Source organism: Pseudomonas sp. NFACC39-1, assembly GCF_900110355.1.
GTDB classification, from domain to species: domain Bacteria; phylum Pseudomonadota; class Gammaproteobacteria; order Pseudomonadales; family Pseudomonadaceae; genus Aquipseudomonas; species Aquipseudomonas tehranensis.
In genome coordinates this window covers 103,058-117,768 of sequence record NZ_FODL01000002.1, presented here as the reverse complement: position 1 = coordinate 117,768, position 14,711 = coordinate 103,058, and the positions used below count along the sequence as shown (strand labels likewise).

The following is a 14,711-nucleotide window of genomic DNA, read 5'->3' as shown; positions in this document are numbered from 1 at the left end:
ATATGACCGAACCAGCGCTGCTGCCGCGCCCGCAACTCCGCCGCCTGCTACGCCAGGCTCGTCGCGCCCTGACAGCTGCCCAGCAGCGTGAAGCCGCTCGAGGGCTCTATAAGCAACTGGCCCAGCACCCGCTGTTTCGCCGGGCAAGACACATCGCCCTGTACCTGCCCAACGATGGCGAGATCGACCCGCGCCTGTTGCTGCGCGCCGCTCAGCGCCGGGGCAAGGCTACTTATCTGCCGGTACTCAGCCCATGGCCGCAGACCAAGATGGTGTTCCAACGCATCCGCCCCGGCGAAAAGCTGCGACCCAATCGTTTTCGTATTCTGGAGCCGCGGATGAACATTGCCCGGCAACGCAAGGTCTGGACGCTGGACCTGGTGCTATTGCCGCTGGTGGGGTTTGACGATGCGGGAGGTCGGCTGGGCATGGGCGGTGGCTTTTATGACCGCAGCCTGGGGTATCTGGCGCGACGCAAGCAATGGCGTAAACCGACGCTGTTGGGGCTGGCCCATGAGTGTCAGAAAGTCGAACGGTTGGCGCAGGCGAGCTGGGACGTGCCGCTGCTGGGAACGGTCAGCGACCGGTACTGGTATATCGCGGGGTAGACGCCGCAGGAAAACAGCGGCGTCCTGCAGACCGGCTCAGCGTTTGAGCGAAGGCGCGGGCTGGGTGATTTCCATCGGTGTATCGGTCTTGCTGGCCCACAAACTCTGGGCGTAACCCGTGGTAACGACCCCCAGGCCGAACAGAATGACCAAGATCCACAACAAATCCGGTTTGCGTTTCATCGATTGCCCCCCTCAAGGCATATCACACACGATGACAGCAGCGGTTTTCTTATTGGCCGTGCAGCAGCGTAAAGCTTGGAAGGCCGGCATTTTGCGGCAACCGGCATCAACACGCAAACTCTGGCGTCAACCGACTGTCGGTTTGTCATAAGATCGCTGAACTTTTTTTATCATTACCGCCCAGGAGTAGAAATCATGGCCTATTGGCTGATGAAATCCGAGCCCGACGAATTATCCATCCAGGGTCTGGAAAAGCTCGGCCAGGCACGATGGGACGGGGTTCGCAACTACCAGGCACGTAACTTCTTGCGGGCCATGGCGGTGGGCGACTCGTTCTTTTTCTACCACTCCAGTTGCCCGGAGCCGGGTATAGCCGGCATTGGACAAATCATTCGGGCGGCCTACCCTGACCCGACGGCATTGGAGCCCGACAGTCACTATTTCGACCCCAAGGCCAGCCCGGATAAAAATCCCTGGACTGCAATCGACGTGGCCCATGTCCAAACGTTTCCCCGCGTGCTCAAGCTCGACTATCTCAAGCAGCAAACCGCCCTGGCTGAAATGCCGCTGGTGCAAAAAGGCTCGCGACTGTCGGTGATGCCGGTGACGGCTGAGCAGTGGGCGGCGGTTATTGCCTTACGCTGATCCGCCATGAGTTGATGGATATCAAGCTGGGCCAGTAACGGATCCAGCAGACTGCAACGCTACAGCCGCAGGATGCCGGACATGTCGACAAACCACCGTAGCTCTCGCTTTTTCGCCCTTGCCTTGATGGCTCTGTTGTTGGCCGCCGGAGGGTTTGGCTATTGGAAGTCACGCCAGGATCGCCTGCCCGAAGGCCTAAGCATGGGCAATGGGCGCCTGGAGGCCACCGAAGTCCAGATCGCCAGCAAGACACCCGGGCGCCTGGCCGACGTTCATGTTGACGAAGGCGATGTCGTCAGCAAGGGCCAACTTCTGGCGCGCATGGACACCCGCACCCTGGAGGCCCAGCGAAACCAGGCCGAAGCCGAAGTAACGCGCGCCCGGGAAAACCTGTCCGCCGCTCAAGCCAATGTGCAACTGCGCCAGAGCGAACAATTGCTCGCCCACCAAGAACTCAAACGCACCCAGGAACTGTTCAGGCGCGGTTACGCCAGTGCCCAGGCGATCGACCAACAACAAGCCCGTTTCGACACGGCTAACGCCGCGGTCAATGCTGCCCAGGCCCAGGTGTCGGCAGCGGCCGCCGCCATCGGTGCGACCCAGGCCCAGGTTGCACAACTGACCAGCGAAATCGACGACAGCAGCCTGCGCGCCCCCATTGACGGTGTGATTCAGCTACGCCTGGCCGAGCCGGGCGAAGTGCTGGGCGCCGGTGGCCGGGTATTGCTGATGATCGATCCGAACGATCAATACATGAACCTGTATTTGCCGGCGTCCGTGGCCGGGAAACTGGCGGTGGGCGATCAGGCGCGTCTGCTGCTCGACGCCCTGCCCGATCGACCATTGCCGGCAACGGTCAGCTTCGTCGCGGCCAAATCCCAGTTCACCCCCAAAGAAGTCGAAACCCGTGACGAGCGCCAGAAACTGGTGTTCCGCGTCAAGATACGCCTGTCGCGGCCCGGCGAAGTGCCCCAGGCAAAACCGGGCATGCCCGGCGCCGGCTACGTGCGCACGGCCCCCATTGACTGGCCGGCCAACTTGCAATGAGCGCCACCGTTGGCGAACCAGTCCTGCACGTCAGGGGCCTTGAGCACCATTACGGCCAACTGACAGCCTTGAGCGATATCGGGTTCAGTCTGCCCATCGGCACTCGTTGCGGCCTGATCGGCCCGGACGGGGCGGGAAAATCCAGCCTGCTGGGGCTGATTGCCGGGGTCAAGAAACACCAGACAGGCGAGTTACAGGTGCTGGGGGGGGCAATCGAGGATCGACGTCATCGCAATACGCTTTATCGACGCATCGCCTTCATGCCCCAAGGGCTAGGGGGCAATCTTTATCCTGATTTGTCGATAAGCGAGAACATCCGGTTTTTCGCCACGCTGTTCGGGCTTTCGCGGGCTGAATGCGAACAGCGCATGGGCAAGCTCCTGTTGGCGACCGACCTGCAGCGTTTTGCCGAACGTCCGGCGGGCAAACTGTCGGGGGGCATGAAACAAAAGCTCGGCCTGTGTTGCGCACTCATCCACGAGCCGGACCTGCTGATTCTCGACGAACCCACCACCGGCGTGGACCCGTTGTCGCGCCGGCGCTTTTGGGAGCTGATCGAAGACGTGCGCCGGCAACGACCGCAACTGACCCTGCTGGTCGCCACGGCTTACATGGAGGAAGCCGAACAGTTCGAGCATTGCCTGATGCTCGACAACGGCCGTTTGATCGCCAAGGGCTTGAGCGCCGAACTGGCTGGCGTCACCCCCGACGGCAAGCTCGACTCGGCTTTTACCTATTTCCAGGGTGACAGCCGCCACAACACCGCGCCACTGACGATCCCCCCCAGAACTGACAACGCCGACATTGCCATCCAGGCCCACGACCTCACCTTGCGCTTTGGTGATTTCACCGCAGTCGACAAGGTCAGCTTCGCGATCGGTCGCGGTGAGATCTTTGGCTTTCTGGGCTCCAACGGTTGCGGCAAGACCACCACCATGAAGGTGTTGACCGGGCTGATGCCCGCCAGCGAAGGCAGCGCCCGGCTGCTGGGCAACCCGGTCAACGCCAAGGACCTGGCCACCCGCAAACGGGTGGGCTTCATGTCTCAGAGTTTCTCACTGTACGGCGAACTGAGCGTGCGCCAGAACCTGGCCTTGCATGCGAAGCTGTTCGATCTGCCCAAGGCCGAAAGCGACGCGCGCATCAACGAGCTGATCCAGCGCTTCAATCTCCAGAGCCTCGCCGACCAACCTTGCGGCGCGCTCCCCTTGGGCCTGCGTCAGCGCTTGTCCCTCGCCGTGGCGGTGTTGCATCGCCCGGAAGTGCTGATCCTCGATGAACCGACCTCAGGCGTTGACCCGGCCGCGCGGGACGACTTTTGGCGCCTGCTGATTGAGTTGTCCCGCGAACAGGGCGTGACGATATTTCTTTCCACGCATTTCATGAACGAAGCCCAACGCTGTGATCGCATTTCGCTGATGCACGCCGGCAAAGTCCTGGCCTGCGACACACCAGCAGCCCTCCAGGCGCAGTTCAACGGTCAGACGCTGGAGGCCGCGTTTGTCACCTGCCTGGAACAGGCCCAGGGGGAAACACAGCAAGACACCGCCCCCGTGCCCCTCGACAATGCCGGCACGCCGCAGGTCCGGCACGGCTTCAGCCTCGGGCGCCTGTGGGCCGTCGCCAGTCGGGAAGGCAAGGAGCTGCTGCGAGATAAGGTACGCATGGCCTTCGCCTTGCTGGGAGCCCTGTTCATGATGGTGATCTTCGGCTACGGCATTTCATTGGACGTGGAAAAGCTCGCCTTCGCCGTGTTCGATCAGGATCAAAGCCCGCAAAGTCGCGCTTATCTGGAAGCTTTTCGCAGCTCGCGCTATTTCGAGGAGCAGCCGGTTATCCAGGACGCGAACGCGCTGCATCGGCGCTTGCAACGTTCGGAAATCAAGCTGGCCCTGCAAATCCCACCCGGTTTCGGCCGTGACCTGTATGCCGGTCGGCAACCCACCGTTGGCGCCTGGCTGGACGGCGGCATGCCGTTTCGCGCCGAAACCAGTCGCAACTACGTCCAGGCGGTACATCAGGCCAATCTCGAACAACTGGTTGAACAGAGCAGCCCGGCGCTAAACCAGCAAAGCGCAGCCAGCCTGGAGACCCGGTTCCGCTACAACCAGGACGTGGTCAGCGTGAACGCTATCGGTCCGGGCGTGATGGCGTTGATCCTCGCGTTCATTCCGGCCATGTTGACGGCCCTGGGGATCGTGCGGGAAAAGGAGTTGGGCTCGATCACCAATTTCTACGCCACACCGTTGACCCGCCTGGAGTTCCTGCTGGGCAAACAAGCGCCCTATCTGACGGTCAGCCTGATCAATCTGGCCCTGCTGACGGCGATGAATCGCTGGCTGTTCGGCGTGCCATTCAAAGGCAGCGGCCTGACGCTGGCGTTGGGCGGGCTGCTCTACGTACTGGCAACCACCAGTATGGGGTTGTTGATCTCGGCGTTTACCCGCACCCAGATCGCAGCGATCCTCGGCACCATGATCATCACCAGTCTTCCGACCATCCAATTCTCGGGGTTGATCGTGCCGCGCTCATCCCTGGACGGGGCAGCCTCGGTGATGGGCCAGTTGTTTCCCGCCGGTTATTTCCTGGACATCGCCGTCGGCACTTTCACCAAGGCCCTGGACCTGCGCCAGCTATGGCCGCAATGCCTGGCGCTACTGGGCTTTTTTCTGGCGTTCACCGGGCTCAGCCTGGTCATGCTGAAAAAACAGGAGGCCTGATGCACAAGTTTTCGCATATCTGGCGTCTTGGCCTCAAGGAACTGACCAGCCTGCGGTATGACTCCGTCCTGCTGCTGTTTTTAGGCTACGCATTCACCGTGGCGATCTACATGCCGGCCGCAGGCTCGGTGATCGGCGTCCACAACGCCAGCGTGGCGGTGGTGGATGAAGACCAAAGCCATCTCTCACGTCAATTGATCCAGGCGCTGCAACCGCCGGAATTCCAGAGCCCAGTGGCGTTGCCCTATGCCGAGCTGGACAACGTCATGGACAGTGGCCGCTACACCTTCGTCATCAATGTGCCCGCCAACTTCCAGGCCGATCTGCTCGCCGGACGAGAGCCTGCGCTGCAACTCAACGTTGATGCCACAGCCATGAGCCAGGCGTTCATGGGCGCCGGCTACATCGGGCGGATTTTCCAACAGGAACTGCTGACCTACAGCGGGCAGGCACAAGCAAGCGCACAAACGCCCGTGAAGCTGACCACCCGAGCGCTGTTTAACACCAATCTTGAGGGCGGGTGGTTTCTGGCCGTGATCCAGATCGTCAACAACATCACGATCCTGGCCATCATCCTGACGGGCACCGCGCTGCTGCGCGAGCGCGAGCACGGCACCCTCGATCACCTGCTGGTGCTACCGCTGACCGCACTGGAAATCATGCTGGCGAAAATCTGGAGCAACATGCTGGTGGTGGTGCTATGCACCTGGGCCTCGCTGGAAATAATCGTCAAGGTCGCCTTGGGCGTGCCGCTTACCGGCTCCATATTGCTATTTCTGCTGGTGACCGCGCTCTACCTGTTCGCCAGCACCGCCCTGGGCATTTTTCTCGCCACCCTGGCCCGCTCAACGCCGCAGTTCGGTCTACTGTCGATCCCGGTCATCATACCGATGCTGCTGTTGTCGGGCGGCAGCACGCCGCTCGATAGCATGCCGCAATGGTTGCAATGGGTGATGCAAGGTTCGCCTTCGACCCATTTCGTCAGCCTCAGCGCGGCGATTCTATTCCGGGATGCGAGCGTTAGCGTGGTATGGCCAGACCTGCTGGCACTGGCGGCAATCGGGCTCTTGTTCTTTTTCATCGCCCTGGGGCGGTTTCGCAAAAGCCTGGCGTCCTGATAAAAAGCAGCCTTCGTCAGCGCCTACCGATTCGTGGCGCTGTCGGGGCTACGATCCAGCCGATTTATTGAATGATCAGGTTATTGAACAACAGATCATCCACCATCGGCTTGCCGGTCTCGTCGTTCATCACTTGCTGGGTCTGCTTCAACGCTTCCTGACGCAGTTTTTCCTTGGCTTCGAGGTTGTTCATCGCCTCGGTGGTCTGCTGGGCGAACAACGCCACCAGTTGGTTGCGGATCAATGGCTCGTTGGCCTTGACTGCCGCAGCGGCTGCGTCACCGGTCACACGCAGGGCCACATCGGCCTTGTACACCCTCAGCTTCGCCGAGCCGTCCAGGCCATAATTGCCCACGAATGGCGGGCTGAGGGTGATGTAACTGACCTTCGGCGCCTCGCCTTCTTTGGTTTCCTCGGCCATCGCCGTCACAGACAACGACAGAGCCAGCATCAACATGATCCACGCTTTCACATTCGACTCCTCATACGATTTGCGGCCCAGCATACCGACCCGCCGTTCAAGCACAAGCTTATGGCCGGCTATCAGGGCGGGGCATGCTCGTTGACCCGTTGACTCTCACACCTACACTTATCGGCCATCACTCCCAAAGGAATAGCCCTGATGAAAGCCGTGCTGTGCAAAGAATTCGGTCCTGCCGAATCGCTGGTGCTGGAAGACGTCGCCAGCCCCGTCGCGAAGAAGAACGAAGTGCTGCTGGACGTGCATGCCGCCGGGGTGAACTTCCCTGACACGCTGATCATCGAGGGCAAATATCAATTCAAGCCCCCCTTCCCGTTTTCCCCTGGCGGCGAAGCAGCGGGCGTGGTCAGCGCGGTGGGTGAAAAAGTCAGCCACCTGAAGGTCGGTGACCGGGTGATGGCGCTGACCGGTTGGGGCAGCTTTGCCGAACAGGTGGCGGTGCCTGGCTACAACGTGTTACCGATCCCGGCGTCCATGGACTTCAACACCGCTGCCGCCTTCAGCATGACCTATGGCACCTCGATGCATGCCCTCAAGCAACGGGCCAACCTGCAACCTGGCGAAACCCTGCTGGTGCTCGGCGCATCCGGCGGCGTTGGCCTGGCGGCGGTGGAGATCGGCAAGGCCATGGGCGCCCGGGTGATTGCCGCCGCCAGCAGCGCAGAGAAACTGGCCGTGGCCAAGGCCGCCGGCGCCGACGAACTGATCAACTACAGCGAAACCAGCCTCAAGGATGAAATCAAACGCCTCACCGACGGCCAAGGCGCCGACGTGATCTACGACCCGGTAGGCGGCGACCTGTTCGACCAGGCCATTCGCGCCATCGCCTGGAATGGCCGGCTGCTGGTGGTCGGCTTTGCCAGCGGGCGCATCCCCGAGCTGCCCGTGAACCTGGCCTTGCTCAAGGGCGCCGCCGTGGTGGGTGTGTTCTGGGGCTCCTTCGCCCAACGCCAACCCCAGGACAACGCCGCCAACTTCCAGCAATTGTTCGACTGGTTTACCGAAGGCAAGCTCAAGCCGCTGGTCTCGCAGGTGTATCCACTGAGCAACGCCGCCCAGGCGATCAACGACCTGGGCCAGCGCAAGGCTGTGGGGAAGGTGGTGGTGCAGGTGCGTTGAAGCCAATCAAGCGGTCCGGGTGCCGGAGGCTGCGGACCGCATGATTGTTGAACCTGGCCACGTTGAACCTGGCCACAAGGCAATTCCGACAGCGCCATCAGCGTATGTCTGAGCGACATGTTCATTTAAGAACATTCATCAAGGGGAATTTCCACTGTTTTGACAATGAGAAGCGGTGCTATTTTCGGTAACGAAACTGTAACATTCGCATCCGCAGTCATAACAAGAATCTGGAGCCCTTGAATGTTTGCTTTCTTTCGTCCTGCCGTACATCAGGCGCCCCTGCCTGAAGAAAAAATAGACAGCACCTATCGACGCCTTCGCTGGCAGATTTTCGCCGGCATCTTCATCGGCTACGCCGGTTATTACCTGCTGCGCAAAAACTTCTCCCTGGCCATGCCGTACTTGATCGACGAGGGCTACACCCGGGGTCAGTTGGGCCTGGCCATGTCGGCCATTGCCATCGCCTATGGGCTTTCAAAGTTCCTGATGGGCCTGGTGTCCGACCGTTCCAATCCGCGCTATTTCCTGCCATTCGGTTTGCTGGTCTCGGCGGGGGTGATGTTCATTTTCGGTTTCGCGCCATGGGCAACCTCCAGCGTCACCATGATGTTCATCCTGCTGTTCATCAATGGCTGGGCTCAGGGCATGGGCTGGCCGCCCAGTGGGCGGACCATGGTGCACTGGTGGTCACAGAAAGAACGCGGCGGTGTGGTGTCGGTCTGGAACGTGGCGCATAACGTCGGCGGTGGCTTGATTGGGCCGTTGTTCCTGCTGGGGATGGGCTGGTTCAATGACTGGCACGCGGCGTTTTATGTACCGGCGGCCGTGGCGCTACTGGTGGCGCTGTTTGCCTTCGCGACCATGCGCGACACCCCGCAATCGGTAGGCCTGCCGCCGATCGAAAAATACAAGAACGATTACCCGGAAGGCTACGACGCCAGTCACGAGAACGAGTTCAGCGCCAAGGAAATCTTCGTCAAGTACGTGCTGCGCAACAAAATGCTCTGGTACATCGCCATGGCAAACGTCTTTGTTTACCTGCTGCGCTACGGCGTGCTGGATTGGGCGCCCACCTACCTCAAGGAAGCCAAAGGCTTCACGGTGGATAAAACCTCCTGGGCGTACTTCTTGTACGAGTGGGCAGGCATCCCTGGCACGTTACTGTGCGGCTGGATGTCGGACAAAATCTTCCGCGGCAACCGGGGCCTGACGGGCATGGTGTTCATGGCGCTAGTGACCGTGGCGACGCTGGTGTACTGGCTGAACCCGGCGGGCAACCCGACCGTGGACATGGTCGCCCTGGTTTCCATTGGCTTTCTGATCTACGGCCCGGTCATGCTGATCGGTTTGCAGGCCCTGGAACTGGCACCGAAAAAGGCCGCCGGTACCGCCGCCGGTTTCACCGGGCTGTTTGGCTATCTGGGCGGCTCGGTCGCGGCCAGTGCTGCGATGGGCTACACGGTGGACCATTTCGGCTGGAACGGTGGTTTTGTATTGCTGGTGGGTGCTTGCCTGCTGGCGATGGCGTTCCTCGCGCCAACCTTGTGGCACAAGCAAATCGCCAGTCAGAGCCGCGAAGCGGTGGCCTGATCCAGGGCTGATTTGCAGCGTTTGAGCCGCGCCTCCAGATTCCGGTCTGGCATGGCGTGGCTGCGCAGGGCGTGGATGGTCTGCTCGACATAATCGCGAGTGGTGCCATAGCGCCCACAGGCGTTTTCGAACACCTGGCTCAGCACATGGTCCGGCAAGTTGCCGGCATAGCTGGGCAGGTGCCGCTCCAGCACGAATCCCAAGGCCTGCACCCGGCTGCCATCTTCGAGGCGGCAACTGAGCCAGTGCGGACGATAGGACGGGAACGGCATCTCGCGCTGCCACAGGGCGAACAGCGAGTCCTCCAGATTCTCTTCCGATAATCGATAGGCGAAACCGCTGCACGACCCGCCTCGGTCCAACCCGAACACCAACCCCGGTAATTCCGGGGTCCCCCGGTGCTCGTGAGACCACAAATACAAACCGCGATGGTACCCGTGGACCCGACCGCGCACCCGCTCCACCGCCGTGCACTCCGGCCGCCAGATCAACGAACCGTAAGCAAACAGCCACACCGGCCCACCCCGGTGCAGGCTCATGGTCAATTGCATCGAGGCGAGCAATTGCTCACGGGTCAACTGCGGCCCCAGGTCGAGGCGTGGCGGGTATGGCGCACAAGTAAAGGCGGATTCGATAGCGGTCATGGCCGGTAGCGGTTGGCTCCTCGCGGTTCATGAAGCTGGATGGTGCGCGTCATGACACTGACGCTTGTCAGGAGCAAGGCAAATTAAATGCCATGAATGCCCATGAACGAGGGAATTCTGATATTGCGTAGGAGCTGTCGAGCGAAGCTTCGCTCGACAGCTCCTACGCCCGCGGCGCATAGGCAAATACGTCGGCGCGCATTTGGTGGGCGTCCATTCCGGCATCGACCAACGCGTCGAGGGTGGCATAGATCATCGCCGGCGAGCCACTGGCGTAGACATGCACGCCCTTGAGATCGCTGATGTCCTCGCACACGGCTTCGTGAAGCATCCCACAGCGCCCTTCCCAGCCACACAAGTCGCTGACGACTTTGTGCAGGAACAGGTTAGGCAGCGTTTTCCACTCGTCCCAATGTTCGATTTCATAGAAATCTTCCGGGCGCCGCACGCCCCAATACAGATGCACCGGGTGCTTGAAACCCGCTGCGCGGCAATGTTCGATCAGGCTGTGCATCTGCGCCATGCCAGTACCGGCGGCAATCAACACCAGCGGCCCCTCCGGCAACTCGGACAAATGGGTGTCGCCAAAGGGCATTTCGATGCGCACATTGGGGTTACGCTGAAGTTGCTCCAGCAGCGTCTGCGCACTGTTTTCGCGCACTAATACGTGCAATTGCAGCTCGCGCCCCGAATGCGGCGCCGAGGCCAGGGAAAACGCCGATTTCTCGCCATTCTCCCGCTCGATCATCAGGTACTGCCCCGCGTGATAGCGCGGCGGCTTGCCCGCCGGTGCGCGCAGGCGTACTCGCCAGACATCACCGCCCACGTCTGCGCATTCAGTGACCTGGCACGCCAGGCTGCGCACGGGCAACTCACCCGGTGACAGCACGCCATCCCACAGCACCACGCAGTCCTCCAGAGGCTCGGCAATGCAGGTGAATATCTCACCGTGATCGCGCACTTCACCCGCCTGCTCCACGCGGCCTTCCACTAACAGCGCACCGCAGACATGGCAGTTGCCATTGCGGCAGCTTTGCGGGCACTCATAGCCCAGGCGTCGCGCGCCATCGAGAATCCGCTCGGCGGGCCGGATATCCAACACCGCCCCGGAAGGCTGCAAGGTTACACGCATCAATCTATTCCTAACTGATTCCAGATGGCATCGATCCGTTGGGTAACGGCTTCATCCTTGACGATCACCCGGCCCCATTCACGGGTGGTTTCACCGGGCCATTTATGCGTGGCATCGAGTCCCATCTTCGAGCCCAGGCCGGACACCGGCGAGGCGAAGTCGAGGTAATCGATCGGCGTATTCTCGATCATCACCGTGTCACGCTTGGGGTCCATGCGCGTGGTGATGGCCCAGATCACGTCGTTCCAGTCTCGTGCGTTGATATCGTCGTCAGTGACAATAACGAACTTGGTGTACATGAACTGTCGCAAAAACGACCAGACCCCCAGCATGACCCGCTTGGCGTGCCCTGGGTACGACTTCTTCATGGTCACCACGGCCATGCGGTAAGAGCAACCTTCCGGCGGCAGGTAGAAGTCGGTGATTTCGGGAAATTGCTTCTGCAGGATCGGCACGAACACTTCGTTCAGTGCTACCCCGAGAATGGCCGGCTCATCAGGTGGACGGCCGGTGTAGGTGCTGTGGTAAATCGGCTTGATCCGATGGGTGATGCGCTCGACGGTGAACACCGGAAAGCTGTCGACTTCGTTGTAGTAGCCGGTGTGGTCGCCGTACGGACCTTCATCGGCCATTTCGCCGGGATGGATCACGCCTTCAAGAATAATCTCGGCGGTGGCCGGGACTTGCAGATCGTTGCCGCGGCATTTCACCAGTTCGGTGCGGTTGCCGCGCAACAGCCCGGCGAATGCGTATTCGGAAAGGCTGTCAGGCACTGGCGTGACAGCACCGAGGATGGTCGCCGGGTCCGCGCCCAGGGCCACGGACACCGGAAACGGTTGCCCAGGATGTTTTTCACACCATTCCCGGTAATCCAGCGCACCGCCACGGTGGCTCAGCCAGCGCATGATGACCTTGTTCCGGCCAATGACCTGCTGACGGTAGATACCGAGGTTCTGACGATCCTTGTTCGGACCTTTGGTGACGGTCAGGCCCCAGGTAATCAGCGGCCCCACGTCGCCCGGCCAGCAGGTCTGCACCGGTAACATCGCCAGGTCGACATCGTCACCTTCGATCACCACTTCCTGGCAGATGGCGTCCTTGACGACTTTCGGCGCCATGGAAATGATCTTGCGGAAAATCGGCAGCTTGGACCACGCATCCTTCAGACCTTTGGGCGGCTCAGGCTCCTTGAGAAACGCCAGCAGCTTGCCGATTTCGCGCAATTCGCTGACGGCTTCGGCGCCCATGCCCAAGGCCACGCGATGTGGCGTGCCGAACAAGTTGCCCAGCACCGGGATGTCATAACCGGTCGGGTTTTCAAACAATAGCGCCGGGCCTTTGGCTCGCAGCGTACGGTCGCAGACCTCGGTCATTTCCAGTACGGGGGACACCGGCACCTGGATGCGCTTGAGTTCGCCGCGCTGTTCCAGACCGCTGATAAAGTCGCGCAAGTCGCGATACTGCATGCAAAAGCCTCATGGTAGCCGGGGCGTCGGGGGCCCGAGTTTAACGCCGCCCGTTCAAAATAGTGAATGCACGGATAGCAAAAAGCCGGGTTTCCCCGGCTTTGCTGCCCTGCCTGATCGATTACTTGCGTTTCATCGACAGGAAGAACTCATCGTTGGTCTTGGTCTGCTTCAACTTGTCGACCAGAAACTCGATGGCAGCGACTTCATCCATAGGATGCAGGAGCTTGCGCAGGATCCACATACGCTGCAGCTCGTCGTCGGCGGTCAGCAACTCTTCGCGGCGGGTGCCGGAACGGTTGATGTTGATGGCCGGGAAGACGCGCTTTTCAGCGATCTTGCGATCCAGAGGCAGTTCCATGTTACCGGTGCCTTTGAATTCCTCGTAGATCACTTCGTCCATCTTCGAGCCGGTTTCAACCAGCGCGGTGGCGATGATGGTCAGCGAGCCGCCTTCTTCGATGTTACGCGCAGCACCGAAGAAACGTTTCGGTTTCTCCAGGGCGTGGGCATCGACACCACCGGTCAGCACCTTGCCGGAGCTCGGGATCACAGTGTTGTAGGCACGGGCCAGACGAGTGATGGAGTCCAGCAGGATCACCACGTCCTTCTTGTGCTCGACCAGGCGCTTGGCCTTCTCGATCACCATTTCGGCAACCTGCACGTGGCGGGTCGGCGGCTCGTCGAACGTCGAGGCAACCACTTCGCCGCGCACGGTGCGCTGCATCTCGGTCACTTCTTCCGGACGCTCGTCGATCAGCAGCACGATCAGATGAACTTCAGGGTTGTTACGAGCGATGTTGGCCGCGATGTTCTGCAGCATGATCGTCTTGCCCGCTTTCGGCGGCGCCACGATCAGACCGCGCTGGCCTTTGCCGATAGGTGCGCACAAATCGATGACCCGACCGGTGAGGTCTTCGGTGGAACCGTTACCGGCCTCCATCTTCATGCGCACGGTCGGGAACAGCGGGGTCAGGTTCTCGAAGAGAATCTTGTTCTTCGCGTTTTCCGGACGGTCGAAGTTGATCGTGTCGACCTTGAGCAGTGCGAAGTAACGCTCGCCTTCCTTCGGAGGGCGGATCTTGCCAACGATGGTGTCACCGGTGCGCAAGTTGAAACGACGGATCTGGCTCGGCGAGACGTAGATATCGTCTGGGCCGGCAAGATAGGAAGCGTCTGCGGAGCGGAGAAAGCCGAAGCCGTCCTGGAGAATCTCCAGCACGCCATCACCGGAGATTTCCTCGCCGCTTTTCGCGTGCTTTTTGAGCAGGGAGAAAATCACGTCCTGCTTGCGCGAACGGGCCATATTTTCTATGCCCATCTGTTCGGCCAATTCGAGCAGTTCGGTAATCGGCTTTTGCTTGAGTTCAGTCAGATTCATATAGGAATGACGTAATCATTTATGGAGGGGGGAAATTAAGCTTTTGGCTTAATGAGGCCGCGCCGCGGAGAAGGCGACAGGATCGCGTACTTATTCGAAAGGAGTGCGTCGGCGACGGCTTGCAGGGGGCAAAGGAGAAACCAGTGCGGGGCCGAATGTAACACCTGGGTTTGCGAGCGTCTAGCCCCGAGTAACGAAAAAAGCCCCGCGATTAGCGGGGCTTTTTCAACAGCATTCGGCGCTTAGATGTTGGCGTCGAGGAACGCGGCCAGTTGCGACTTCGACAGCGCACCCACCTTGGTGGCTTCGACGTTGCCGTTCTTGAACAGCATCAGCGTCGGGATACCACGCACGCCATACTTGGGCGGGGTGTCCTGGTTCTCGTCGATGTTCAGCTTGGCGACGGTCAGCTTACCCTCGTAGGTCTGGGCAATTTCGTCCAGGACCGGCGCGATCATCTTGCACGGACCGCACCACTCAGCCCAATAGTCGACCAGTACCGGGCCTTCGGACTTAAGTACTTCTTCGTCGAAGCTAGCGTCGGTAACGTGTTTGATCAGATCGCTGCTCATTG

At 60.5% G+C, this 14,711-nt stretch carries 14 protein-coding genes; 7 read left to right on the top strand and 7 right to left on the bottom strand.

Going from position 1 to position 14,711, the window contains the following annotated elements; genetic code table 11:
- Window positions 1–2 precede the first annotated feature (2 nt).
- On the top strand, window positions 3–608 hold the full coding sequence (locus BMY45_RS04800) for a 5-formyltetrahydrofolate cyclo-ligase (protein WP_092395222.1): 606 nt from the start codon (window positions 3–5) through the stop codon (window positions 606–608).
- A 36-nt stretch (window positions 609–644) separates the two neighbouring features.
- On the opposite strand, the gene BMY45_RS28110 is transcribed toward BMY45_RS04800, so the two are convergent.
- Window positions 645–791 (bottom strand): hypothetical protein, encoded by a 147-nt coding sequence (locus tag BMY45_RS28110; protein ID WP_092395219.1) that lies wholly within the window; start codon window positions 789–791, stop codon window positions 645–647.
- Window positions 792–986: 195 nt separating this feature from the next.
- On the opposite strand from BMY45_RS28110, the gene BMY45_RS04790 reads away from it, so the two are divergent.
- From BMY45_RS04790 to BMY45_RS04775, 4 genes are all read left to right on the top strand, one after another.
- Window positions 987–1,436, top strand: a complete 450-nt coding sequence (locus BMY45_RS04790; protein ID WP_092395214.1) for an EVE domain-containing protein — start codon at window positions 987–989, stop codon at window positions 1,434–1,436.
- Between the two features lie 81 nt (window positions 1,437–1,517).
- Complete coding sequence (locus BMY45_RS04785; protein WP_092395211.1) at window positions 1,518–2,483, top strand: HlyD family secretion protein; 966 nt, start codon at window positions 1,518–1,520, stop codon at window positions 2,481–2,483.
- Window positions 2,480–5,203, top strand: a complete 2,724-nt coding sequence (gene rbbA, locus BMY45_RS04780) for a ribosome-associated ATPase/putative transporter RbbA (protein WP_092395209.1) — start codon at window positions 2,480–2,482, stop codon at window positions 5,201–5,203. Before BMY45_RS04785 ends, rbbA begins: the two co-directional genes overlap by 4 nt.
- Window positions 5,203–6,321 (top strand): ABC transporter permease, encoded by a 1,119-nt coding sequence (locus BMY45_RS04775; RefSeq protein ID WP_092395206.1) that lies wholly within the window; start codon window positions 5,203–5,205, stop codon window positions 6,319–6,321. The genes rbbA and BMY45_RS04775 overlap by 1 nt, the downstream gene beginning before the upstream one ends.
- A gap of 64 nt (window positions 6,322–6,385) precedes the next feature.
- Here the strand turns inward: BMY45_RS04775 and BMY45_RS04770 are convergent, their stop codons facing one another.
- A complete protein-coding gene (locus BMY45_RS04770) occupies window positions 6,386–6,793 on the bottom strand; it encodes a flagellar basal body-associated protein FliL (protein ID WP_092395988.1) in 408 nt (135 codons plus the stop codon).
- Window positions 6,794–6,943: 150 nt separating this feature from the next.
- On the opposite strand from BMY45_RS04770, the gene BMY45_RS04765 reads away from it, so the two are divergent.
- Complete coding sequence (locus BMY45_RS04765; protein WP_092395201.1) at window positions 6,944–7,921, top strand: NADPH:quinone oxidoreductase family protein; 978 nt, start codon at window positions 6,944–6,946, stop codon at window positions 7,919–7,921.
- 243 nt (window positions 7,922–8,164) lie between these two features.
- A complete protein-coding gene (gene glpT, locus BMY45_RS04760; protein ID WP_092395198.1) occupies window positions 8,165–9,514 on the top strand; it encodes a glycerol-3-phosphate transporter in 1,350 nt (449 codons plus the stop codon).
- On the opposite strand, the gene BMY45_RS04755 is transcribed toward glpT, so the two are convergent.
- From BMY45_RS04755 to trxA, 5 genes are all read right to left on the bottom strand, one after another.
- Window positions 9,490–10,158: a gamma-glutamylcyclotransferase gene (locus BMY45_RS04755; RefSeq protein WP_092395195.1), complete on the bottom strand. Its 669-nt coding sequence runs from the start codon at window positions 10,156–10,158 to the stop codon at window positions 9,490–9,492. The genes glpT and BMY45_RS04755 overlap by 25 nt on opposite strands.
- Before the next feature lie 163 nt (window positions 10,159–10,321).
- Window positions 10,322–11,290 carry a CDP-6-deoxy-delta-3,4-glucoseen reductase gene (locus BMY45_RS04750; RefSeq protein ID WP_092395192.1) on the bottom strand — a complete coding sequence of 323 codons (969 nt, stop codon included), beginning with the start codon at window positions 11,288–11,290 and terminating at the stop codon, window positions 10,322–10,324.
- Entirely contained in the window at window positions 11,290–12,756 is a 1,467-nt protein-coding gene (gene ubiD / locus BMY45_RS04745) for a 4-hydroxy-3-polyprenylbenzoate decarboxylase (RefSeq protein WP_092395188.1), read from the bottom strand. Before ubiD ends, BMY45_RS04750 begins: the two co-directional genes overlap by 1 nt.
- 121 nt (window positions 12,757–12,877) lie before the next feature.
- On the bottom strand, window positions 12,878–14,137 hold the full coding sequence (gene rho, locus BMY45_RS04740) for a transcription termination factor Rho (RefSeq protein WP_025216061.1): 1,260 nt from the start codon (window positions 14,135–14,137) through the stop codon (window positions 12,878–12,880).
- A 242-nt stretch (window positions 14,138–14,379) separates the two neighbouring features.
- On the bottom strand, window positions 14,380–14,709 hold the full coding sequence (trxA, locus tag BMY45_RS04735; protein WP_092395185.1) for a thioredoxin TrxA: 330 nt from the start codon (window positions 14,707–14,709) through the stop codon (window positions 14,380–14,382).
- Window positions 14,710–14,711: the final 2 nt, after the last annotated feature.

Bases quoted from the DNA above. Each gene is read 5' to 3' on its own strand.
- BMY45_RS04765 (WP_092395201.1), top strand. From the start codon at position 6,944: ATGAAAGCCGTGCTGTGCAAAGAATTCGGTCCTGCCGAATCGCTGGTG.
- rho (WP_025216061.1), bottom strand. From the start codon at position 14,137: ATGAATCTGACTGAACTCAAGCAAAAGCCGATTACCGAACTGCTCGAA.
- ubiD (WP_092395188.1), bottom strand. From the start codon at position 12,756: ATGCAGTATCGCGACTTGCGCGACTTTATCAGCGGTCTGGAACAGCGC.
- glpT (WP_092395198.1), top strand. From the start codon at position 8,165: ATGTTTGCTTTCTTTCGTCCTGCCGTACATCAGGCGCCCCTGCCTGAA.
- BMY45_RS04785 (WP_092395211.1), top strand. From the start codon at position 1,518: ATGTCGACAAACCACCGTAGCTCTCGCTTTTTCGCCCTTGCCTTGATG.
- trxA (WP_092395185.1), bottom strand. From the start codon at position 14,709: ATGAGCAGCGATCTGATCAAACACGTTACCGACGCTAGCTTCGACGAA.
- BMY45_RS28110 (WP_092395219.1), bottom strand. From the start codon at position 791: ATGAAACGCAAACCGGATTTGTTGTGGATCTTGGTCATTCTGTTCGGC.
- BMY45_RS04800 (WP_092395222.1), top strand. From the start codon at position 3: ATGACCGAACCAGCGCTGCTGCCGCGCCCGCAACTCCGCCGCCTGCTA.
- BMY45_RS04775 (WP_092395206.1), top strand. From the start codon at position 5,203: ATGCACAAGTTTTCGCATATCTGGCGTCTTGGCCTCAAGGAACTGACC.
- BMY45_RS04750 (WP_092395192.1), bottom strand. From the start codon at position 11,290: ATGCGTGTAACCTTGCAGCCTTCCGGGGCGGTGTTGGATATCCGGCCC.
- BMY45_RS04755 (WP_092395195.1), bottom strand. From the start codon at position 10,158: ATGACCGCTATCGAATCCGCCTTTACTTGTGCGCCATACCCGCCACGC.
- BMY45_RS04790 (WP_092395214.1), top strand. From the start codon at position 987: ATGGCCTATTGGCTGATGAAATCCGAGCCCGACGAATTATCCATCCAG.
- rbbA (WP_092395209.1), top strand. From the start codon at position 2,480: ATGAGCGCCACCGTTGGCGAACCAGTCCTGCACGTCAGGGGCCTTGAG.